The organism is Haloarcula sp. H-hyl6, assembly GCF_056934455.1.
This window is the reverse complement of record NZ_JBRIIK010000001.1, coordinates 1079594-1098569: the sequence shown is the minus strand read 5'-3', so window position 1 is coordinate 1098569 and position 18976 is coordinate 1079594. Positions and strand designations below refer to the sequence as shown.

At 68.5% G+C, this 18976-nt stretch carries 23 protein-coding genes; 9 read left to right on the top strand and 14 right to left on the bottom strand.

Features of this window, described 5'->3' with window-relative positions; all coding sequences use genetic code 11:
- Window positions 1–50 precede the first annotated feature (50 nt).
- A complete protein-coding gene (gene uvrA, locus Hhyl6_RS05800; protein ID WP_483738275.1) occupies window positions 51–3032 on the bottom strand; it encodes an excinuclease ABC subunit UvrA in 2982 nt (993 codons plus the stop codon).
- Between the two features lie 118 nt (window positions 3033–3150).
- Between uvrA and Hhyl6_RS05795 the strand changes: the two genes are divergently transcribed.
- Together Hhyl6_RS05795 and Hhyl6_RS05790 are read left to right on the top strand one after the other, a co-directional pair.
- The gene (locus tag Hhyl6_RS05795) at window positions 3151–3732 is read left to right on the top strand and encodes an LURP-one-related/scramblase family protein (protein ID WP_483738274.1); all 582 of its coding nucleotides are present in this window, start codon (window positions 3151–3153) and stop codon (window positions 3730–3732) included.
- A gap of 74 nt (window positions 3733–3806) precedes the next feature.
- Entirely contained in the window at window positions 3807–4052 is a 246-nt protein-coding gene (locus tag Hhyl6_RS05790) for a hypothetical protein (RefSeq protein ID WP_483738273.1), read from the top strand.
- A 46-nt stretch (window positions 4053–4098) separates the two neighbouring features.
- On the opposite strand, the gene Hhyl6_RS05785 is transcribed toward Hhyl6_RS05790, so the two are convergent.
- The gene (locus Hhyl6_RS05785) at window positions 4099–4836 is read right to left on the bottom strand and encodes an SDR family NAD(P)-dependent oxidoreductase (protein WP_483738272.1); all 738 of its coding nucleotides are present in this window, start codon (window positions 4834–4836) and stop codon (window positions 4099–4101) included.
- 71 nt (window positions 4837–4907) lie between these two features.
- Here Hhyl6_RS05785 and Hhyl6_RS05780 point away from each other — a divergent pair, with 71 nt between their 5' ends.
- A complete protein-coding gene (locus Hhyl6_RS05780; RefSeq protein ID WP_483738271.1) occupies window positions 4908–6290 on the top strand; it encodes an LVIVD repeat-containing protein in 1383 nt (460 codons plus the stop codon).
- A gap of 26 nt (window positions 6291–6316) precedes the next feature.
- Here Hhyl6_RS05780 and Hhyl6_RS05775 read toward each other — a convergent pair whose 3' ends face one another.
- Genes Hhyl6_RS05775 through Hhyl6_RS05765 form a run of 3 tightly spaced genes read right to left on the bottom strand, consistent with a single transcriptional unit; the run spans window position 6317 to window position 8277 of the window.
- Window positions 6317–7711 carry a ribonuclease FAU-1 family protein gene (locus Hhyl6_RS05775; protein ID WP_483738270.1) on the bottom strand — a complete coding sequence of 465 codons (1395 nt, stop codon included), beginning with the start codon at window positions 7709–7711 and terminating at the stop codon, window positions 6317–6319.
- Window positions 7708–8082 (bottom strand): DUF7532 family protein, encoded by a 375-nt coding sequence (locus Hhyl6_RS05770; protein WP_483738269.1) that lies wholly within the window; start codon window positions 8080–8082, stop codon window positions 7708–7710. The genes Hhyl6_RS05775 and Hhyl6_RS05770 overlap by 4 nt, the downstream gene beginning before the upstream one ends.
- Before the next feature lie 39 nt (window positions 8083–8121).
- Window positions 8122–8277 (bottom strand): preprotein translocase subunit Sec61beta, encoded by a 156-nt coding sequence (locus Hhyl6_RS05765; protein WP_483738268.1) that lies wholly within the window; start codon window positions 8275–8277, stop codon window positions 8122–8124.
- 104 nt (window positions 8278–8381) lie between these two features.
- Between Hhyl6_RS05765 and Hhyl6_RS05760 the strand changes: the two genes are divergently transcribed.
- Entirely contained in the window at window positions 8382–8648 is a 267-nt protein-coding gene (locus Hhyl6_RS05760; RefSeq protein ID WP_483738267.1) for a thioredoxin domain-containing protein, read from the top strand.
- Between the two features lie 48 nt (window positions 8649–8696).
- On the opposite strand, the gene fer is transcribed toward Hhyl6_RS05760, so the two are convergent.
- The 5 genes from fer to Hhyl6_RS05735 are packed head-to-tail and all read right to left on the bottom strand — an operon-like array spanning window position 8697 to window position 11891.
- Complete coding sequence (fer, locus tag Hhyl6_RS05755) at window positions 8697–9383, bottom strand: ferredoxin Fer (RefSeq protein ID WP_483738266.1); 687 nt, start codon at window positions 9381–9383, stop codon at window positions 8697–8699.
- 46 nt (window positions 9384–9429) lie between these two features.
- Entirely contained in the window at window positions 9430–10095 is a 666-nt protein-coding gene (gene npdG, locus Hhyl6_RS05750) for an NADPH-dependent F420 reductase (RefSeq protein ID WP_483738265.1), read from the bottom strand.
- A gap of 54 nt (window positions 10096–10149) precedes the next feature.
- A complete protein-coding gene (locus Hhyl6_RS05745; protein ID WP_483738264.1) occupies window positions 10150–10539 on the bottom strand; it encodes a hypothetical protein in 390 nt (129 codons plus the stop codon).
- 51 nt (window positions 10540–10590) lie between these two features.
- Complete coding sequence (locus tag Hhyl6_RS05740) at window positions 10591–11457, bottom strand: TIGR01548 family HAD-type hydrolase (RefSeq protein ID WP_483738263.1); 867 nt, start codon at window positions 11455–11457, stop codon at window positions 10591–10593.
- A gap of 35 nt (window positions 11458–11492) precedes the next feature.
- Window positions 11493–11891: a UPF0146 family protein gene (locus tag Hhyl6_RS05735; RefSeq protein WP_483738262.1), complete on the bottom strand. Its 399-nt coding sequence runs from the start codon at window positions 11889–11891 to the stop codon at window positions 11493–11495.
- Window positions 11892–11930: 39 nt separating this feature from the next.
- On the opposite strand from Hhyl6_RS05735, the gene Hhyl6_RS05730 reads away from it, so the two are divergent.
- Window positions 11931–12452, top strand: a complete 522-nt coding sequence (locus Hhyl6_RS05730; RefSeq protein WP_189000678.1) for an archaemetzincin family Zn-dependent metalloprotease — start codon at window positions 11931–11933, stop codon at window positions 12450–12452.
- Between the two features lie 82 nt (window positions 12453–12534).
- Window positions 12535–12750 carry a hypothetical protein gene (locus tag Hhyl6_RS05725; RefSeq protein ID WP_483738261.1) on the top strand — a complete coding sequence of 72 codons (216 nt, stop codon included), beginning with the start codon at window positions 12535–12537 and terminating at the stop codon, window positions 12748–12750.
- An 83-nt stretch (window positions 12751–12833) separates the two neighbouring features.
- Here Hhyl6_RS05725 and Hhyl6_RS05720 read toward each other — a convergent pair whose 3' ends face one another.
- Complete coding sequence (locus tag Hhyl6_RS05720) at window positions 12834–14672, bottom strand: ribosome biogenesis/translation initiation ATPase RLI (RefSeq protein WP_483738260.1); 1839 nt, start codon at window positions 14670–14672, stop codon at window positions 12834–12836.
- Window positions 14673–14675: 3 nt separating this feature from the next.
- Window positions 14676–14972, bottom strand: coding sequence for an EMC6-like membrane protein (locus Hhyl6_RS05715; protein ID WP_483738259.1), 297 nt, complete (start codon window positions 14970–14972; stop codon window positions 14676–14678).
- 143 nt (window positions 14973–15115) lie between these two features.
- Here Hhyl6_RS05715 and Hhyl6_RS05710 point away from each other — a divergent pair, with 143 nt between their 5' ends.
- Window positions 15116–15382, top strand: coding sequence for a MarR family transcriptional regulator (locus Hhyl6_RS05710; protein WP_135306228.1), 267 nt, complete (start codon window positions 15116–15118; stop codon window positions 15380–15382).
- A 6-nt stretch (window positions 15383–15388) separates the two neighbouring features.
- On the opposite strand, the gene Hhyl6_RS05705 is transcribed toward Hhyl6_RS05710, so the two are convergent.
- Together Hhyl6_RS05705 and Hhyl6_RS05700 are read right to left on the bottom strand one after the other, a co-directional pair.
- The gene (locus Hhyl6_RS05705) at window positions 15389–15526 is read right to left on the bottom strand and encodes a hypothetical protein (protein WP_483738258.1); all 138 of its coding nucleotides are present in this window, start codon (window positions 15524–15526) and stop codon (window positions 15389–15391) included.
- Between the two features lie 6 nt (window positions 15527–15532).
- The gene (locus Hhyl6_RS05700; protein ID WP_483738257.1) at window positions 15533–15697 is read right to left on the bottom strand and encodes a hypothetical protein; all 165 of its coding nucleotides are present in this window, start codon (window positions 15695–15697) and stop codon (window positions 15533–15535) included.
- A gap of 222 nt (window positions 15698–15919) precedes the next feature.
- On the opposite strand from Hhyl6_RS05700, the gene Hhyl6_RS05695 reads away from it, so the two are divergent.
- Together Hhyl6_RS05695 and Hhyl6_RS05690 are read left to right on the top strand one after the other, a co-directional pair.
- Window positions 15920–17137, top strand: coding sequence for a molybdopterin molybdotransferase MoeA (locus Hhyl6_RS05695; protein ID WP_483738256.1), 1218 nt, complete (start codon window positions 15920–15922; stop codon window positions 17135–17137).
- On the top strand, window positions 17134–18975 hold the full coding sequence (locus Hhyl6_RS05690; protein ID WP_483738255.1) for a molybdopterin biosynthesis protein: 1842 nt from the start codon (window positions 17134–17136) through the stop codon (window positions 18973–18975). The genes Hhyl6_RS05695 and Hhyl6_RS05690 overlap by 4 nt, the downstream gene beginning before the upstream one ends.
- Window position 18976 lies beyond the last annotated feature (1 nt).

The window sequence follows — 18976 nt, the reverse complement described above, 5'->3', positions numbered from 1 at the left end:
AAACCTCGGTAGACGTCTCACACCTCCCGCTCGGGGGGTGTCCGCGCCTGTCAGTCGTCGTCGGCCTTCGCCGCCGTCTCGGACGCGTCGCGGTCGGCCCGCGGCCCCTCCAGTTCGACGTCTGGGAGGAGGTCACGCAGGTACTGTCCGGTGTAGGAGGCGTCGGTCCGCGCGACGGCTTCCGGGGAGCCCTCGGCGACGAGTTCGCCGCCGTTCTCGCCGCCCTCCGGCCCGAGGTCGATTACGTGGTCGGCGTTCTTCACGAGGTCCAGTTCGTGTTCGATGACGACCACGGTGTTGCCGTCGTCGGTCAGGCGGTGGAGGACGTCGATGAGTTTCCGCTCGTCCTCGGGGTGGAGGCCGGTCGTCGGTTCGTCCAGCAGGTACAGCGTCTCGCCGGAGTCTTTCTTGCCCAGTTCCTCGGCGAGTTTGACCCGCTGGGCCTCCCCGCCCGACAGCGTGGTCGAGGGCTGACCCAGTTTCATGTAGTCCAGCCCGACGTCCTTCAGGAGTTGGAGGCGACGGCGGATGCCGGAGTGGCTCTCGAAGAAGTCGTACGCCTCCTTGACGGTCATCTCAAGCACGTCGGCGATGGTCGCGCCCTTGTACGTGACGTCGAGCGTCTCGTCGTTGTAGCGCGCGCCGCCACACTCCTCGCAGGGGACCTGCACGTCGGAGAGGAAGTTCATGTCGATGGTGACGGTACCCTGCCCGCCGCAGGCCTCACACCGCCCGCCCTTGACGTTGAAGGAGAAGCGCCCCTTCTCGTAGCCGCGCTGTTTGGCGAGGCTGGTCTCGGCGAACAGTTCGCGGATGTGGTCGAAGACGTTGGTGTAGGTGGCCGGGTTCGACCGCGGGGTGCGGCCGATGGGCGACTGGTCGATGAGGCGCACCGTCTCTACCTCGTCGATTCCCTCGATGGCGTCGTGTTCGCCGGGGTTGACGTCGGTGTCGTTCATCCGGCGCACGAGCCCTTTGTAGAGGATGTCGTGCATCAGCGTGGACTTCCCGGACCCGGAGACGCCGGTGATGGCGGTGAACGTCCCGAGCGGGAACTCGACGTCCACGTCGGCGAGGTTGTGCTGACGCGCGCCCTTCACCGTGAGGTGGCCGTCGGCCTCGCGGCGCTCCTCGGGCACCGGAATCTCACGCTCGCCGGCCAGATAGTCGCCGGTGACGGACGCCTCGGTGTCCATCAGTTCCTCCTGCGGGCCGTTGACGACGACTTCGCCGCCGCGCTTGCCCGGCCCCGGGCCCATGTCGATTATCTGGTCGGCCCGGCGCATCGTCTCGGTGTCGTGTTCGACGACGAGCAGGGTGTTCCCCAAGTCGCGCAGTTCCTCTAAGGTGTTCAGCAGGCGGTCGTTGTCCCGCTGGTGGAGGCCGATGGAGGGTTCGTCCAGCACGTACAGGACGCCGACGAGGCCCGACCCGATTTGGGTCGCGAGGCGGATGCGCTGACTCTCGCCGCCGGAGAGGGTGGACGCCTCGCGGTCCAGCGTCAGATATTCGAGGCCGACCTCCTGCATGAACCCGAGGCGGGCGCGAATCTCCTTGAGAATCTCCTCGGCAATCTTCGTGTCCCGCGCCGAGAGGTTCGCCTCCAGTCCCTCGAAGTGTTCCAGCGCGTCGCCGATGGACATCCGGTTGACTTCGGTGATGGCGGTGCCGTCGACGAGGACGGCCCGCGATTCGGCTTTCAGGCGGGTACCCTCACAGGCCGGGCACGTCGTCGTCGCCATGAACTCCTCGATGTGTTCGCGGGCCCGGTCGGAGTCCGTCTCGACGTGGCGGCGTTCGAGGTTGGGGATGACCCCCTCGAACCGCTCGGTCTTCTCGCGCGTGCCGTTCTTCGTGCGCCACTGGAAGTGGACGAGGTCGTCCGTGCCGTAGAGGAACTGCCGCCGAATCTCCTCGTCGAGTTCCTCGAAGGGCGTCTCCAGCGAGACGCCGAAGTGGTCGGCGACGTTGTCCAGTTGCCGGGAGTAGTAGGTCCGGTCGTAGCTCCACGGTTCGAAGACGTGTTTGAGTGGCTTGCTGGGGTCTCGAATCACGAGGTCCTCGCTGACCTCCTTCGTCTCGCCCAGCCCCTCACACTCGGGACAGGCCCCGTGGGGCGAGTTGAACGAGAACGAACGGGTCTCGACCTCGGAGATGTCGATGCCGCAGTGCGTGCAGGCGAGGTCCTCCGAGAGTTCGACCACGAGGCGGTCCTCGTCGGCGACCTCCTCGTCCGACTCGGTGTCGGCCAGGTCCCCGGTCGCGCGAGCGGTCGACCCGCCCAGCGCGTCGGCGGCCCCTTCCGGTGGGTCCGGCAGGACGACCTTCAGCGTCCCGTCGGCCTCCGTGAGCGCCGTCTCGACGGAGTCGTTGATGCGCGAGCGAGCGTCCGCGGAGACCTTCACGCGGTCGACCACCACGTCTATCGTGTGGTCGTAGTTCTCGTCTAGGTCCGGCCGGTCCATCGTGAGGTCGAACTCCTCGCCGTCCACCTCGACGCGCGAGTAGCCGTCGCTCACGAGGTCGTCGAACAGGTCCTCGAAGGCCCCCTTCTGGTCGCGGACGACCGGCGCGCACAGTTTGGCACGGGTCCCCTCGGGGAGTTCGAGGATGCGCGAGACCATGTTCTGGGCGGACTGCTCGCCCACCTCGCGGCCACACTCCGGACAGTGGGGCACGCCGACGCGGGCGTACAGCAGACGGAGGTAGTCGTGGAGTTCGGTGACGGTGCCCACCGTCGAGCGGGGGTTGTTGGCGGCGTTCTTCTGGTCGATGGAGATTGCCGGCGAGAGGCCCTCGACGTTCTCTACCTGCGGTTTGTCCATCTGGCCGAGGAAGTTCCGCGCGTAGGCGGACAGCGACTCGATGTAGCGTCGCTGCCCCTCCGCGTACACCGTCTCGAAGGCGAGAGAGGACTTCCCCGACCCCGACAGTCCCGTGACGACGGTGAGTTCCTCGCGGGGGATCTCCACGTCGACGTCCTTGAGGTTGTGTTCCTCAGCACCCCTGACCTCGATGACGTCCTTGCTCATCTATGGGTTCCCCAAGGACGGGGGCCGTGAAACCCTGTCGGTTGGTCCCGCTCGCCATTTTCATCCAACGGAAAATACTACGAAAAGTTTCAAGTCGGTGTCCGTGCCAGACGGTGGTATGAGCACGACCGGGAAGTACGACATCGAGGGCGTCGAACTCTCAGACGACACGTACACCGTCGAACAGAGCCTCGTCCGGAACAAGTACAAGGCGATGGACGCCGCCGGCAACGTCGTCCTGCGGGGCAAGCAGAAGATGTTCAAACTCAAGGAGAAGTTCCCGTTCGTCGACGCCGACGGGAACGAGGTGTTCGAAGTCAACGCCGGCGGCATCATCGACGTGGCCGGCAACTACGTCCTGACCGACTCGCGGACCGGCGAGGACGTCGTCGTCCTCGACAACGACTACTCCATCCTGCAGGACACGTGGACGATTCGGGACGCCCAGACCGAGGAGAAACTCGCCGAAATCAACTCCCGCGGTGCGCTGGTGACGCTGGCCCGGAACACCCTCCCGTTCGGGAACTGGATACCCCACAAGTACGAGATTACCGACCGGGACGGCGACCACGTCGGTAACATCGACGGCCAGTTCTCGCTGAAGGACCGCTACGAGATAACTATCGACGACGCCAGCGACGTCCCGAAGGAACCCGTCGTCGCCGCGGCGATGGTCATCGACGCCATTCAGGGCAACTGAGCGGACGGTCCTCTCGCTCAAACCGCGCTTTGAACGTCCAGAAGGTGCTTTACGTGCCGCGCCGACGTCGGCGTATGGCCAACTCGAACACGCCGGTCGAACGCGACCGGACGCTGCGCGACCTCGGAGCGGGCCTGTCGGTCCTGCTTGGACTCGCGCTCTCGGGCTACGGCAGTTACACGCACCTCACAGTCGCTGCGCGAGTGAGCGCAGGACGGTGTGACGGGTGTGCGCCGTGGCATCCCCTCTTCGTCATCGCACCCACCGCCGTCGGCGTCGGTTTGGTGCTTCTCGGCGGCTACGTTCTCTCTCGCCGGTGACTCCGCGGCCCGACAAAGCGGGTCGAACCGTCCGCGTCGCCGTCGACTACAACCGCTCGGGAACCAGTCCGCCGTCGACTTCGACGTTCTCGCCGGAGATGTAGTCCGAGTCCTCGTCGAGGAAGAACAGCAGTGCCTGCTGCACGTCCTCGAAGGAGGCGGGTCGCCCGCGCGGCAGGTCCTCGGGGAACTCGTCGGAGTTCTCGACGGTGTAGGGGGAGACAGCGTTGACCGTGATGCCGTCGCCCTGCGTCTCGGCGGCGAGCATCCGCGTGAACATGACGACACCGGCCTTCGCGACGTAGTACGGGAAGTTCACCGGGTCGACGTACGTTCGCTCGGCGGTGGCGTAGCCGACGTTGACGATGCGCCCCCACGACTGCTCGCGCATCGCCGGGAGCGTGCGCTTCGCACAGAGGCAGGTGGCGTCGAAGTTCGTCGTCATCACCGTCCGCCACGTCTCGTGGTCGATGTCCTCCCAGTGGGAGGGGGCGAACGCGCCGACGTTGTTGACGAGGACGTCGACGCTCCCGAGGTCCGACTCGACGCTCTCGAAGAGGCTATCGACGGCGTCTGGGTCGGTCACGTCGCCCTGTACGGTCGTCGCCGTCGCGCCCCGTTCGCGGGCCGTCTCGGCCACTTCGGCGGCGGCGTCGGCGCTCGTGTTGTAGTGGACGGCCACGTCCGCGCCGTGGTCGGCGATGGCCAGCAACAGTGCGCGGCCGACGCCCTTCGCGCTCCCGGTCACGAGTGCGGTCCGCCCGTCGAGGTCCGGTGCAAGCATACCGTCGCTTGGGGTGCCCGAAAGAAAACCCCCACCGGAAGTCTTCTTGCCGTCCCGCCCCGACTCGGGGTATGCACCGTCGGGCGTTCCTCCGGCGCGTCGGCGCGGCCAGCGTCGGCGTCGGCGCGGCGACCGGGGCCGCGAGCGCACACCCCACGCCGACCGGCGACCGTACCGAGGGGACGCCGGCCGGGACGCCGACGGGCCGTGACCCACTCGGAACGCTCGACCTCTCTGGCGCACACGAACTGGTCGCCAGTCCCGACGGTCACACGGCGTACGTCGCCACCGGCGAGGGGGTCGCCGTCGTGGACGTCACCGCGCCTACGGCACCGCGTCTCGTCGCCCACCGGACGGACCTCCTGGCCGACAGCGCCGAGGGGCCGATGCGGGAAGTGCAGGACCTCGCCGTCGTCGGGGACCGCCTCCTCGTGGCCGGCCCGGCCCACCCCGCAGAGGGCGCCCACGGCTTCGTCGTCTTCGACGTGAGCGACCGGCAGAACCCCGACCGAGTGGTCGGCTACGAGACGGAGACCCGAATCCACAACTGCGACTTCGACGGCCGCTACGCCTACCTCACGGCCAACAGCCGCGAGGGGAACCCCCTCTTGGTCGTCGACACGGAGACGGAACGCGAGGCCGGCACGTGGTCGCTGTTCGACGCTGACGAGGCGTGGCGGAACGTGCCCGCCGGCCTGCGCCCCCTCCACGACGTGTGGGTCCACGAGGGTCGGGCGTATCTGGCCTACTGGGACGCCGGGACGTGGATTCTCGACGTGTCGGACCCGGGCGACATCGCACTGGTCTCGCGGGTCCGCGGGCGCGACCGGTCGGCACTCGCGGCCGTCGAGAACCCCGCCGCCGAGCGGAGCGAACCGCCGGGCAACGACCACTTCGTCACGGTGAACGGGGACGCGACGCTCCTCGGGGTCGGGAGCGAGTCGTGGGACCTCGACGACGACGGCTCCGGCGGTCCGAGCGGTATCGAACTGTTCGACGTCACCGACGAGACGGCCCCCGTGTCCGTCGCGACCATCGACCCGCCGCCGACCAGCGACCCGACGCCGGGTGGCGTGTTGACGACGGCCCACAACTTCGAACTCGTCGACGGCCGGTGTTACGCGGCGTGGTACAACGGCGGCGTCACCGTCCACGACGTGCGCGACCCGAGCGCGCCCCGCGAGGTGTTCGCGTGGCGCGACTCAGAGACCACCTCGTTCTGGACGGCACAGCGCGGTGCCGGGTGTTTCCTCGCGGCCAACACGAACGCCAACGCCGGGTCGGAGGTCACCCCCGGCGTCTACGTGTTCTCGGACCCACGTCTCGGGACGCCGACCGAGTCGACGGACAAAGCGGCCGACGGTCCCGGTATCGTCGGGGCCGCCGGCGACGGGTTCGGCGTGGCCGCGGCGCTCGCGGCGCTCGGACTCGGGGCGTGGCGACTGCGGCGCTGACGCCGGTGGCTGTCGGGAGCGTCGACTCAGGAGAGCGCTGACGCCACCGCGGCGGCCACGCTCCGCGCTCGGTCGGCCAGTTCTTCGGGCACATCCCCCGCCTCGACGGCGGCCTCCAGTTTGTCGTCGTCGACGCGTTCGACGGTACCGTCGGCGTGCTTGACGACGTCGACGTGGAGGTCGACGTAGCGGGCGGTGTCCGGGAATATCTCGACGGGCGTGCAGACGTTGACGTAGGTGCCCTTCGTCTCGCCGTCCCCGTCCCGGTAGGTCGTCGGGTACCACCACCGCCCCTCCTTCAGCTTCGTCTCCGCGACGTCGCCGGCCTCCTTCGGGACGCCCAGCGCGTCGTACTCGCCGCCCGGGGACATCTCCCGTTCGACGGTGACCGTCCCGTCTGCGTCGACCGACTGCACGTCGGCCCGGCCCAGCGTGAGCAGTCGGCCGTCGGGTTTCCCGTGGCCGAGGGTCAGCGACCCGCCCGCCTCTGGGCCGAACTGTCGCGCGGTCACGGCGAACGGGAAGTCCGTCTCGCCGTCGGGGCCGTCACACAGCGCCTCCACGTAGTCGACGGCGGCGCTGGCGGCGTTCGACCCCGCCTTCACGCGGTGGTGGCCCGCCATTGTCGTCGTGACCTCGCGTCGGTGCGCGTCCAGCGCGAACCTGCTCTCCCGGCCGAACCACACCCACGTCGTCGCGCCGCCGTCGTGGTAGCGATGGGGCGCGGCGTCGGACGGTGGGTCCGCCCCGTCGAGCACGGCCTCGATGGCGTCAGCGCGGTCGTTGGCCGCCGAGAGCGCGTCTGCCAGCGCGTCGAACGACGCCTCGTCGCTCTCGCGCTCCCACGAGACGCCCCAGCCGTCCCGTGGGTCGGCCGCGATGACGTCCAGCATCGCCGGGCCGCCCGCCGTCGTCGCGTTCGAGGCGCCGCGTGCCAGCGTGAGGACGTCGCCGCGGACTGCGACGGTCCCGTCGAGGACCGGTCGCCCGTCGGTCCACGGGGCGCTCCCCTCGACCACCTGCACGCGCAGGCGGTCGCCCGTCTCGACCCGGTCGTCGGCGTGCGAGTACGGGAGGAAGCCCTCGCCGTCGCCGCAGTCGACGACGGCGCCGCTCCCGAGCGTCTCGGTCACTTCGCCGGCGTAGATGGCACCCTCGGGGAGCGGGTCGGCCCACCAGAGGGTGTCTCGTCCGAGGTCGGCCAGCAGGTCGACCACCCTGTCGACCGTCTCGGCGTCCCCGCTGACGCCGACGCCCTGCCGGTCGCCGGTCGTCGTCACCGTCGCCGCCGCTCGTTCGACGGCGAACTCGGTGTCGAAGCGGTCCTCGATGGGGCCGGAGGCCTGCACGACGTCGAGGCCCGCGTCGTCCAGCAGGCGGGTCAGCGCCGTCGTGTAGATGCCCCTGATGCGGACGCTCATAGCGCGTCTGTCTCGGTCGCGAAGCGGACCCGGTCGTCGACTGTCGGCCCCAGCGTCAGTTCGACCACGTCGTCGTTCAGCACGCGTCCGCCCTCGACGGGGACGCCCCACGAGTCGAAGCGGAGGTAGCCGCGGATGTCGTCGGCGTGCGTGTAGAGGTCAAGATACTCCACGGCGTGGGTCTGAATCTCGGCGGAGCTGTGGGCGACGTCCATGTCCGAGTGGACCGTCTCGCGGTCGGCGAAGAACGCTTCGAGGTCGGCGGCGGCCGCGTCGGTGGCGGCCACGACGGCCTCGGAGGCCGCCTCGATGGTCGCCTGTTCGACGCCGGCCTGTCGGAGCGCGCGCTGTTCGCGCTGTGTGAAGTGCATACCCGCCTTACTCGGCGGAGGATAGAAAACGTCGCGGACTCAGGCCATCGCGTTCAGGACCAACACGAGGCCACCGAACAGGACGCCGAAGGCGACGATTGTTCGCGGGTCGATACGGATGGTGTTCTGGTCCTCGGCGTCGAAGTACCGGACCAGTCCGGCACTCGACATCAGCCCGCCGCTGTCGCTGCTCATACCCGAACTTGTCCGCTCGTGGGGAGTAAGCCTTTCGGGTTCGCTCCCGGTGCACCCACATGGACAACCCTTATCTGACACCACAGGTTACATCGAAGAGAACCATGACGGTCACGCTCAAGGACTTCTACGCCGATTGGTGCGGCCCTTGCAAGACGCAGGACCCTATCCTCGAAGACCTAGAGGAGAAGTGGGGGGACGTCGAGTTCGAGAAGATAAACGTCGACGAGGAGCAGGACGTCGCCAACGAGTATCAGGTGCGCTCGCTGCCGACGCTCATCGTCGAGAACGACGACGGCGTCGTCGAACGCTTCGTCGGCGTCACGCAGGCCGAGGACCTAGAGGACGCCCTCCAGCAGGCCGGCGCGTAGGCGGCTTTCGACACTTTTCGGCACAGACGACGGCCCGTGAGCGCCCGCTCAGTCGGTCGAGGAGGACGCCTGCTCGAACCGACTCGCCGGGAGCAACAGGTCGTGGACCTCGGGCATGTGCTTGACGTTGTAGACGATTTTCGCGTCCGTGGTGGGCGCGACGATACAGGAGAGGCGAATCCCCCGCTCGTGGAGGTCCTGCGGGAGGATGTGGCTGGCCGGCGAGGGCATCTCTCCCTCGACGACGGCGACGGCGCAGTTCGTGCAGGCGCCCCCGCGGCAGGCGAAGGGCCACGCGAACCCCGCGTCTTCGGCGGCCTCCAGCAGCGACTCGTTCTCCGCGACGTGGAACCGGCCGTAGTCGGCCGGGTCGAACCCGCCGTCGGCGGCCTTCTCGAACAGGTCGTCGTCGTCCAGACTCCACCCCTCGTCGGCCAGCACCTCGTAGTTGAGGTACTGCACTTCGACCCCCTCGGGTTCGGGCGGGTCGGGGTCCGGTTCGGGGTCGGTCGAACCCGCTCTGGCGTCTGGACGGGGACCCGTCGGTGGCCGTGGCTCCTCGGTCGGGTCGTACCCGTTCTCGATGCGCTCGTACGCGTCCTGCACCGCCTGAAAGGCCTCGGCCGACCCGCCTTGGTCGGGATGGGTCTCCTTGACCCGGTCGCGGTAGGCGTCCACGATTTCGGCCTCGTCCGCGTCCGGGTCGACGCCGAGTATCTCGAATGGGGAGGCCACACCGGGGAGTAGGACTGCGGGGTGAAAAGTCTCTCCTCGCCGGTCGCTACTGGAACCGGACGCCGAGGTCGTGCATGCCGTCGTTGTGGCGGGCGACGTTGATGAGGAGGGGGGTCAGTCCCTCGACTTCGGCGGCGTTCGAGAGCGGCCCGCCGTCCAGCGCGCGCAGACCGACGATGCCCTCGGCGAGTTCACAGACCGTGTCTTTGGCGTCCGTGTCGTCGCCGACGACGATGGTGTCCCAGTCGAGGTCCGCGTCGAGGTTCGCCAGTCGACCGGCCGCGAGGTTGTGGAACGCGCCGACGACCGGCGTGTCCTCGGGGGCGGCCTTCGCGGCGAGTTCGGTGACGCTCCCGACGCCGGGCCGGTTGTAGTGGAAGCCGTCCTCGTCGCGCTTCATGCCCACGGCTGGGGAGACGAGAACGGCGTCGTCGAGGTGGTCGGCGACGGCCTCGACGGTGTCCGTGAGGTGGTAGGCGGGGACGGCCGTGACGACCACGTCGGCCCGGGCGGCGGCGTCCTCGTTCGAGAGGCCAGCGACGGTGACCTCCTGTCCGCGACTGGCCAGTTCCGTCTCGTACTCTTCGGCCTTCGCGTCGGCCTTGTCGGCGTCGCGCGACCCGACGATGACGGTGTGGTTCGTGTCGTACGCCCAGCGCAGGGCGAGGCCCTCACCGATGTCGCCGGTGCCGCCGAGTAGCGCGATATCCATACCTACGCGGTGGGGCGACCTGCGAATAAGCGTTGTGCGACCGGTGGGACTTGCCTACGTGTACTCGTCCCAGAGGTAGTCGACGCCGCCGCCGTACGCCGCGTAGAGGGCGGCCGCGAGGCCCGCGACGTACGCCAGCAACTGCGCGGCGATGCCGAGCGGACTGGTGTTGCCCAGCAGCAACACGAACACCGTCGCCAGCGTCACCGTCACGACGAAGATGGTGAGGATGAACACCGCGACGCGGCCGGGCCGGTGCGCGGTCCGGAAAATCTCCCGGTTGTTCGAAATCGTCCAGTACGCCGCCGGAAACGCGACGAGGGCGAACCCGATGGCGTACAACTGGACGTACTGGAGGCCCGGTTCGAAGACGGCCGCGCCGCCGACGAGTCCCGCCCAGATGCTCACCAACAGCGACCACCCGACCCTCCCTCGGCGTGCCATACCGCTCCGTTCCGACTCGCCGTAGAAATCCCTGCCGTTCTCTGTGGCCCGCTACTCCAGCAGGTCGGTGAGGTCGTCGACCGTCTCGACCACCGCGCTCGCGCCAGCGGCGGCGTACTTCCGGCGGCCCTCTTCCCCGGTCAGCCCGCCCGTCAGGACGCCGACGCCGTAGTAGACTCGGTCGTCGTCCTCGGCGTCGGCGTTGACCGCCGTCCGCACGTCGTCCAGCGTGTCCCCCGCGAACGCCACTCGCTCGGCGCCGAAGCGCTCGGCCAGCGTCACGAGGGCGTGGGGGTGTGGTTTGCCTTCCGCCCAGTCGTCCATCGTGAAGCGGTGTTCGTCGGGGATGTCGAGCCCGACGCGCTCCATCGCGATGTCGGCCTCCGCCGCGGGGCGGCCGGTGACGACGCCGACGGCGTAGCGCTCTCGCAGGGTCGCGAGCGTCTCGGGGTCGACCAGCACCGGTTCGTCGTGGATGTACCCCGGCGCGTCGAACGGTGGGTCGCCGCCCTCCAGTTCCCGGTACAGGTCGCTCCCGAGGTACAGCGTCTGGAACACGTCCCGGAGTCTCTCGGGGTCCCACGCCTCGAAGACCCGGGACGCGGCGTTCTCGTCCAGCAGGTCACGGACGACGGCTTTCGCCGCGTCGAGGCCGCCGCCGCGGTCGGCGATGGCGTCGGTGAAGGCCGCGAGGTCCGCCACGTCGGCCTCGCGGGCCGAGAGGACGAACAGCGCCGCCGCGTCGGTCACTTCCCAGTCGTTGTTGAACCCGCCGGCGTCCTTGAACTGCTGGATGCCGGCCTTCTCGATGGTGTCGCCGTACACGCGCTCGACGGACTCGACGACCGCCCGTCGGTAGGAGTCGGCCACGTCCACGAGGACGCCGTCGATGTCGAGGACCACCGCGTCGACTTGCATACCGGGTCGGTCGCGGCCCTCGTTCAAGCCGCTTGCTATCCGGGGCCCTCGCTGACCCGATACAGCGTCTCCCCGCCGGGCAGTTGCTCTCGCTCCACGGGCACCGTCGGTTGGTCGCCCCCGAGCGTCGTGAACCAGCAGGCGGCATCGACGCGGCGAGCCACCTCTCGAAGGGGTCGGTGGAGTTCCGGCGGGACGTTCCGCGCGAAAACTAGGTCGGCCCTCTCGTACACCGACAGCGTCGGGTCGGTCACGTCGTCGACGACGAAGGTGACGCCGTCGGGGACCGGTCGCTGTTCGACGTCGGTCGCGGTCACGTCGACCCCGCGCTCGACCAGTCCGGCGGCCACCGCAGGGTGGTTGCCGACGCCGACTTCGACGACTGTCTCGGTGTCGGCCAATCGGTCGACGAGGGCCCGGTCGGACTCGTTCACGGCGGGATGTTTAAGCGGTGCCGTCACATATGGATTCCCATGCACGTCGACATCGTTCCGGTGGGCGAGGTCTCCGCCCAGGTCAAGCGCGAGGCCTCCGACGGCCTCCGGGCCACCTACGACTGCGAGGTCTCCATGCACGAGCCACAGTCGGTGCCCGCCGGTGCGTACGATGGCGACCGCGACCAGTACCGCGCCGAGGAATTCATCGACCTCGCGCGCCGCGTCGGGTCGGGAAGCAAGAACATCGCCATCACGCCCAAAGACCTCTTCTACCGCCGCCGCAACTACGTGTTCGGACTCGCCTACCTCGGCGGGTCGGGGAGCGTCATCTCCACGTATCGCCTGCAAACGTCGTCGGACGGCGGTTTCTCGAACCGCTCGGCCGGCGAGATTTTCTCCGCGCGCGTCCGCAAGGAAGTCGTCCACGAAATCGGCCACACCCTCGGGCTGGAACACTGCGACAACAAACGCTGTGTGATGAACTTCTCGCCGACGGTCCGACAGGTCGACGTCAAGGAGGCGTCGCTCTGTGGCTCCTGCCAGCGGAACGTCCTCTGAGCCCGGAACCGCCCGACGGCACTCCCTCCCTAACGAGTTAGGTAGGCTCCCTAATTCCCTCCCACTCCTCCCTCCAGTTGCGATGAGCAAGAGTCAGTCCACCGACCGAGTTGCGGAGCTAGGTGACATCTTCGTCTCGGTCACCGGCGATGAATCGGTCACCGAACAGCAGGACGGCGACTCCCCCGACCGGGAACTCAGACCAGAGGAGGAGTTCGACCCCGACGAAGTCGCCGACGGACTCGACGACGCCGTCGCCGGGTCCGAAACCGGCGACACCTCCGACCCCGCGGCCTGAGTCGCGGGAGTGTGTGTTCTCCGTTTTCGAACCGCCGATAGCGACCGCTGTTCGGTTCCCGCAGTCGAGAGAAGACGGGTGTCTCAGTTCTGCGTCGGCGAGTAGTAGTACTCGCCCGAGTTCTTCTGCTTGCGGTCGAGTTGGGACCCCGGCTTGTTGATGCGCGGTCGGGAGGTCCGTTCGTCCCGGCGGAACGTGATGTCGAGGTTCGCGAGGAACTCGTTCATCCCCTCGCGCATCCCCTGTGGCGGGGCCGCGTGCCCGTGCTTCGCGGGTTCGCCGTCGAAGACGAGCAGACGGTCCGCCAGCAGGTCTATCATGTAGATGTCGTGGTCGATGACCATCGCCGTCGCGTCGTGGTTCTCGGCGTAGCGCCGAATCGCGGAGGTGGCCAACACCCGCTGTTCGACGTCGAGGTGGGCCGACGGTTCGTCCAGCAGGTAGAGGTCGGCGTCCTTCGAGAGGCAGGCCGCGATGGCGACGCGCTGTCGCTCCCCGCCCGAGAGGTCCGTCAACTGGTTCTCCATGACCGCCTCCAACTGGAGCGGTTGGGCGATTTCGGTGTTCCAGTAGGAGGTGCCGAAGTCGTCCGTGATGGTCGAGAGGAACGCGTCGACGCGCATCGGCTGGTCGATTTCGATGTACTGTGGCTTGTAGGCGATGTCGAGGTCGGACTCGACGCTCCCCTCGCTGGGTTCGAGGCGGCCGGCGAGCATCTTCGCGAACGTCGACTTCCCGATGCCGTTCGGGCCGACGACGCCCAGCACCTCGCTCTCGCGGATGGTGCCGGTCTCCACGTCCAGCGAGAACTCGCCCTCGCCGTAGCTCTTGGCGAGGTCGGGGTACTCGATGACCACGTCACCGGTCGAGGCCGTCCGCGGGGCGTGTTCCTCGAACTCGATTTCGGTCTGCCGGATGCGCATGTTCTCGTTCTCCAGATACCCGGAGAGGTACTCGTTGATGCCGTTCTTCGTGGACTTCGGGGACGTGATGATACCGAACGCGCCCGGTGACCCGTAGGCGACGTTGATGTTGTCCGCGAGCAAGTCGAGGATGGCGAGGTCGTGTTCGACGACGAGCATCGAGCGGTCACCCTCCTCGGCGAGTTCGCGGATGAGGCGGGCCGCGGTCATCCGCTGGCCGATGTCCAGATACGGCGTAATCTCGTCGAGGAAGTAGAAGTCGGCGTCCCGCGCCAGCGTCGCCACCAGCGCCACGCGCTGGAGTTCCCCGCCGGAGAGGTCGTCGATGTGGTTGTCGACGACCGGGCGGATGCCCGTGCGTTCGATGAGGTAGTCCAGTTCGCCGCGCTCGTCGGTCCGTTCGAGCAGTTCGCGGGCCTTCCCGTCGAACTGGTCGGGGATGCGGTCGACGTACTGTGGCTTGCGGGCCACGTCGACGTCGCCGTCGCGCAGGTCTTCGAGGTAGTCCTGTAGCGCCGTCCCGCGGTACTCGTCGAGAATCTCGTCCCAGCCGGGTTGCTCGCCGTACCGGCCCAGATTGGGGGCCATCTCGTCGGCGAGGATGTGGACGGCGGTGGTCTTCCCGATACCGTTCGGCCCGAGAATCCCGGTGACTTGCCCCTCCTGTGGCGCTGGTAGCCCGTACAGCGCGAAGGCGTTCTCGCCGTAGCGGTGGACCGGGTCGTCGGTCAGTTCCTGCGGGAGGTTGATTATCTCGATGGCGTCGAAGGGGCACTTGTTGACGCAGATGCCACAGCTCTCACCCAGACATATCTCCTCGGAGATGCGCACTTGGTCGGGTTTCCCCTCGAACTCCTCGTCCTCCTCGTAGGCCTCGCCGCGCTTGACGATGCACTCTTTCCCGCTCCGGTTGGGCGGGCAGTAGTTCATGCACTCGTAGTTACAGCGGTCGGGCTGACACCTGTCTAAGTCGACGACTGCGATGCTGTCCTCTGCCATAGGTTACCCCCCCGACGCCAGCAGGATGCCCCACGAGACGAACCAGAGCGCGAACGTCATGAACGCGATGTAGAGGATATCCTTCGTGGAGAGGTCGTCCGGCCCGATGCCGATAACCCGGAGAACCGGGAACTGTGCGAGGACGGCGGCCGCAACGACGAGGACGCCGGTGACGTCCGTCGCCCCCGACGCGACGGCGTTCGAGACGAACGCCGCCGCGATGCCCGCGACGGCCGTGATGGTGGTGACAGTGAGTCCCCGCATGTGGGAACTCATGCCGTCCGCCGTATCCGTAGCCATACCCACAGTTCGTCTACCCTCCACCAAAAGGGGCGCGGTTCCAGTACCGCCAGCCCGCGTCTGGGCGACAGTTCTCCCGTGAGCGCCCGTCTGGCGAACTGACTCCTCAATCTTTATGCATCCGGCGCCACTCGGTGCAGGTAATGACGGAATCCGATGGGGAGGCCATCGCAGACCTTCCACCGAGCGCGAAGCTCGTCTACAAGGTGTTGGAGTACGACGGGCCGCTCACCCAGAAAGGCATCGTGGAGGAGTCGATGCTCTCTGCACGCACCGTTCGATACGCCCTCGAACGCCTCGACGAAGTCGGGGTCATCGAGGAGGACGTCTACTTCGCCGACGCGCGCCAGAACCTCTACGAGATAACGGAACAGCCCGCAGAACAGGCAGACGCCGCCGTCTCGGACTGACTCGACTCATCTTCTGGCTTCCCTGACGCCGTAGCCGCAGGCCGGGCAGTTGCGTCGCTCGTCGTCGAAGGTCAACCCGCACAGGCCGCACTCGTAGGTCGGCGGCCGCCGGAACCGCTCGCTGAGTCGCTGGCGGATGCTCACGACCACTCACGCGAGTTCGCCGCAGGTCCGACAGCGCGCCCGGCCCGCCGCGGGGTCGAACGCCAGCGCTATCTCGCGGCAGTGGGGGCAGTACCTGTCGTCGGCGCTGTGCAGGGGGTGACCGGTCTCGGTTCTGTCGGGGGAGCGCGTGACGCTGGAGTTCGTCGCCATGTGAACAATCAGCACGGGGGCTACAAAAACGCTCTGGACATACGTCTCGATACTCCTTATACAATACAGAGTATGTGGTGAAAACAGTCTAAATTCGTCCATAGCTGGTGTAAAATGCGAACAATCTGCCAGTCTGGCCAACTTCGACGTGGTCGTCGTCTGCCGCCCGTCCAGCACGCCGTCCGCGCAGACGTTTTTGGTGGGCGGGGCCTACGGCCGGGCATGAGTGACGAGGCCCGACGGACGGAGGGGTTCAAACAGCGAACCCGAGTCGAGGCGGCGCGGGAGACGCTACTGGATGCCGTAACACCGCACGACCGGACAGAGAGCGTCCCACTCAGGGACGCGGACGAACGGGTCCTCGCCGTCGACGTCGGGGCCGAGCGCCCGGTCCCACACTATCGGCGAGCGGCGATGGACGGCTACGCGGTCCGCGCCGAGGACACGTTCGGTGCCAGCGACCGCTCGCCCGAGCAGTTGCGCGTGGCCGAAGACGTGGGTCCGGGCACCGCCAGTCGGGTCCACACCGGGAGCGAACTGCCGGCGGGCGCCGACGCCGTCGTGATGGTCGAGGACACCGACCGACAGGGGGAGGCGCTGACCGTCTTCGACGCCGTCGCCGGCGGCGAGAACGTCGCCCCGGTCGGCGAGGACGTCGAAGCGGACCAGACGCTGTACGAGTCGGGCCACCGACTCAGACCCTCGGACCTCGGCCTGCTGAAGTCCGTGGGACTCGACGCCGTCGAGGTGTACGAACGCCCGCGGGTCAGCGTGATTCCGACCGGCGAGGAACTCGTACAGGACGACCCGGCCCCCGGCGAAGTCGTCGAGACGAACGGCCAGACGGTCACGCAGTACGTCGAGCGGTGGGGCGGCGAGGCCACCTACCGCGACGTGGTCACCGACGACGAGGACGCCCTGCGCGCGGCCGTCGAGAGCGACCTCGACCACGACGTCGTCGTGACGACCGGCGGGTCCTCGGTCGGCGAACGCGACCTCATCCCCGAAGTCGTCGACGAGTTGGGCGAGGTGCTGGTCCACGGCGTCGCGCTGAAACCCGGCCACCCGGTCGCGCTGGGCCGCGTCGAGGAGACGCCGGTGCTGATGCTCCCGGGGTATCCCGTCGCCTGCATCGTCAACGCCGTCCAGTTCCTCCGGCCGGCGCTGGAACGGGCGGGCCACCTGCCCGGCGGCGAACCGCCCACCACCGAGGCCCGTCTGACCCGGAAAGTGGTCAGCGACCCCGGCACGCGAACGTACGTGCGCGTCCAGTTGGGCGAGGGCGACGACGGAGTGACGGCGACGCCGACCCGCGCCAGCGGTTCGGGGGTCCTCTCCAGCGTCGCCCTCGCGGACGGGTGGGTCGTCGTCCCCGAGCGACTGGAGGGGTACGACGCCGGCGAGACGGTGGCCGTCGAGGACTGGGAGGCGTCCCGATGAGCGACCGACGGGAGTTCCGTGACCTCGCGCCGCCGGCGGAGGCCCACGAGGTGCTGGCCGAACTGGACCTCACGCCCGACGCCGAACGCGTTCCGCTCGAAGCGGCCCGCGACCGCGTCCTCGCGGAGCGAATCGACGCCGAACTCGACGTGCCGGGGTTCGACCGGGCCAGCGTCGACGGCTACGCGGTCCGCGCGGCCGACACCTTCGGCGCGGACGAGGCCGACCCGGTGACGATGCCACTCGAAGGCGAAGTCCACGCCGGCGAGGAACCCGACGTGACGGTCGAGGAGGGGACCGTCGTGGAGATTTCGACGGGCGCGGTGATGCCGGAGAGCGCCGACGCCGTCGTGATGGTCGAACGCACGACCGAAGTCGAGGACGGCGTCGAGATTCGGACCGCCGTCGCGCCCGGTGACCACGTGATGCTGGCCGGCGCGGACATCGCCGCCGGCGCGCGGGCGCTGGGGCCCGGCACGCGAATCACGCCCCGTGAAATCGGCCTGCTGTCGGCGCTGGGCGTCGACGAGGTGCCGGTCCGCGGGACGCCCACCGTCGGCATCGTCTCGACGGGCGACGAACTGGTCCGGCCGGGCGAGTCCCTGAACAGCGCGGCCGGCGAGATTTACGACGTCAACAGCTACACGCTCGCCGCGGCCGTCGAGGAGGCGGGCGGCGACCCGGTGCTGTACCCCCACGCGGGCGACGACTACGAGGAGATGGAGCGACTGCTCCACGAGGCCGCCGACGAGTGTGACCTCGTCCTCTCCTCCGGGTCGACGAGCGCCAGCGCCGTCGACGTCATCTATCGGGTCATCGAGGACCGCGGCGAACTCCTCCTGCACGGCGTGGCGGTCAAGCCCGGCAAGCCGATGCTCGTCGGCACCGTCGGCGAGTCGGCGTACGTCGGCCTGCCCGGCTACCCCATCTCGGCGCTGACCATCTTCCGGGCGTTCGTCGCGCCGGTCCTCCGCGAGGCGGCCGGGCGGGACGAACCAGCGACGGCGACGATTACGGGCGAGATGGCCGTCACCGAACGGTACAGCGAGGGCCGCCACCGCCTGATGCCGGCGGGCCTCGTCGAGGACGGGGACGGGAACCTGCTGGTCTACCCCGTCGACAAGGGGAGCGGCGCGACCACCAGCCTCGTGGACGCCGACGGCACGGTCACCGTCCCCGCGGACACGGACTACCTCGGCGAGGGCGAGACGGTCGAGGTGGACCTGTTCTCTCCGGACGTGCGCCCGCCGACCCTGCTCGGCGTCGGCGAGGACGACCCGACGCTCTCCGGACTGCTGGACGGCGTGGACCGACCGCGCTACCTCCCGGTCGGGACGACGGAGGGGCTTCGCCGACTCCGCGAGGGCACGCCGGACGTCGCTGTCGCGGCCGGCCCGGCAGACCTTCCGAAGGCGACCGTCAACCTCGGTGAGTGGGAGCGCGACTGGGGACTGGTCGTCGCCCCCGACGCCGACGTGGACTCGCTGGCGACCCTCGTCGACGGCGACTGGCGCTTCGTCAACCGTGATACGGGGTCGGGCTTGCGTCGGAGCTTCGACGACGCGTTGGCCGCTCTCGCCGAGGAGCGCGACTCGACCCGCGCGGCGGTCACCGAGGCCATCGACGGCTACGAACTGACGACGAAGGCTCACGAGAGCCCCGCCCGGAAGGTCGCGGCCGGACAGGCCGACGCGGGGCTGGGACTCCGGTCGACCGCCGAGAAACTGGGGCTGGAGTACGTCACGCTCGGGACCCAGCAGGTCCGAGTGCTGGCAAACCCCGACCGAACGGAGAAGGAGAGCGTCGTCGCCTTCGAGCGCGCAATCGAGGGCCTGTAGG

Bases quoted from the DNA above. Each gene is read 5' to 3' on its own strand.
- uvrA (WP_483738275.1), bottom strand. From the start codon at position 3,032: ATGAGCAAGGACGTCATCGAGGTCAGGGGTGCTGAGGAACACAACCTC.
- Hhyl6_RS05795 (WP_483738274.1), top strand. From the start codon at position 3,151: ATGAGCACGACCGGGAAGTACGACATCGAGGGCGTCGAACTCTCAGAC.
- Hhyl6_RS05790 (WP_483738273.1), top strand. From the start codon at position 3,807: ATGGCCAACTCGAACACGCCGGTCGAACGCGACCGGACGCTGCGCGAC.
- Hhyl6_RS05785 (WP_483738272.1), bottom strand. From the start codon at position 4,836: ATGCTTGCACCGGACCTCGACGGGCGGACCGCACTCGTGACCGGGAGC.
- Hhyl6_RS05780 (WP_483738271.1), top strand. From the start codon at position 4,908: ATGCACCGTCGGGCGTTCCTCCGGCGCGTCGGCGCGGCCAGCGTCGGC.
- Hhyl6_RS05775 (WP_483738270.1), bottom strand. From the start codon at position 7,711: ATGAGCGTCCGCATCAGGGGCATCTACACGACGGCGCTGACCCGCCTG.
- Hhyl6_RS05770 (WP_483738269.1), bottom strand. From the start codon at position 8,082: ATGCACTTCACACAGCGCGAACAGCGCGCGCTCCGACAGGCCGGCGTC.
- Hhyl6_RS05765 (WP_483738268.1), bottom strand. From the start codon at position 8,277: ATGAGCAGCGACAGCGGCGGGCTGATGTCGAGTGCCGGACTGGTCCGG.
- Hhyl6_RS05760 (WP_483738267.1), top strand. From the start codon at position 8,382: ATGACGGTCACGCTCAAGGACTTCTACGCCGATTGGTGCGGCCCTTGC.
- npdG (WP_483738265.1), bottom strand. From the start codon at position 10,095: ATGGATATCGCGCTACTCGGCGGCACCGGCGACATCGGTGAGGGCCTC.
- Hhyl6_RS05745 (WP_483738264.1), bottom strand. From the start codon at position 10,539: ATGGCACGCCGAGGGAGGGTCGGGTGGTCGCTGTTGGTGAGCATCTGG.
- Hhyl6_RS05740 (WP_483738263.1), bottom strand. From the start codon at position 11,457: ATGCAAGTCGACGCGGTGGTCCTCGACATCGACGGCGTCCTCGTGGAC.
- Hhyl6_RS05730 (WP_189000678.1), top strand. From the start codon at position 11,931: ATGCACGTCGACATCGTTCCGGTGGGCGAGGTCTCCGCCCAGGTCAAG.
- Hhyl6_RS05725 (WP_483738261.1), top strand. From the start codon at position 12,535: ATGAGCAAGAGTCAGTCCACCGACCGAGTTGCGGAGCTAGGTGACATC.
- Hhyl6_RS05720 (WP_483738260.1), bottom strand. From the start codon at position 14,672: ATGGCAGAGGACAGCATCGCAGTCGTCGACTTAGACAGGTGTCAGCCC.
- Hhyl6_RS05715 (WP_483738259.1), bottom strand. From the start codon at position 14,972: ATGGCTACGGATACGGCGGACGGCATGAGTTCCCACATGCGGGGACTC.
- Hhyl6_RS05710 (WP_135306228.1), top strand. From the start codon at position 15,116: ATGACGGAATCCGATGGGGAGGCCATCGCAGACCTTCCACCGAGCGCG.
- Hhyl6_RS05700 (WP_483738257.1), bottom strand. From the start codon at position 15,697: ATGGCGACGAACTCCAGCGTCACGCGCTCCCCCGACAGAACCGAGACC.
- Hhyl6_RS05695 (WP_483738256.1), top strand. From the start codon at position 15,920: ATGAGTGACGAGGCCCGACGGACGGAGGGGTTCAAACAGCGAACCCGA.
- Hhyl6_RS05690 (WP_483738255.1), top strand. From the start codon at position 17,134: ATGAGCGACCGACGGGAGTTCCGTGACCTCGCGCCGCCGGCGGAGGCC.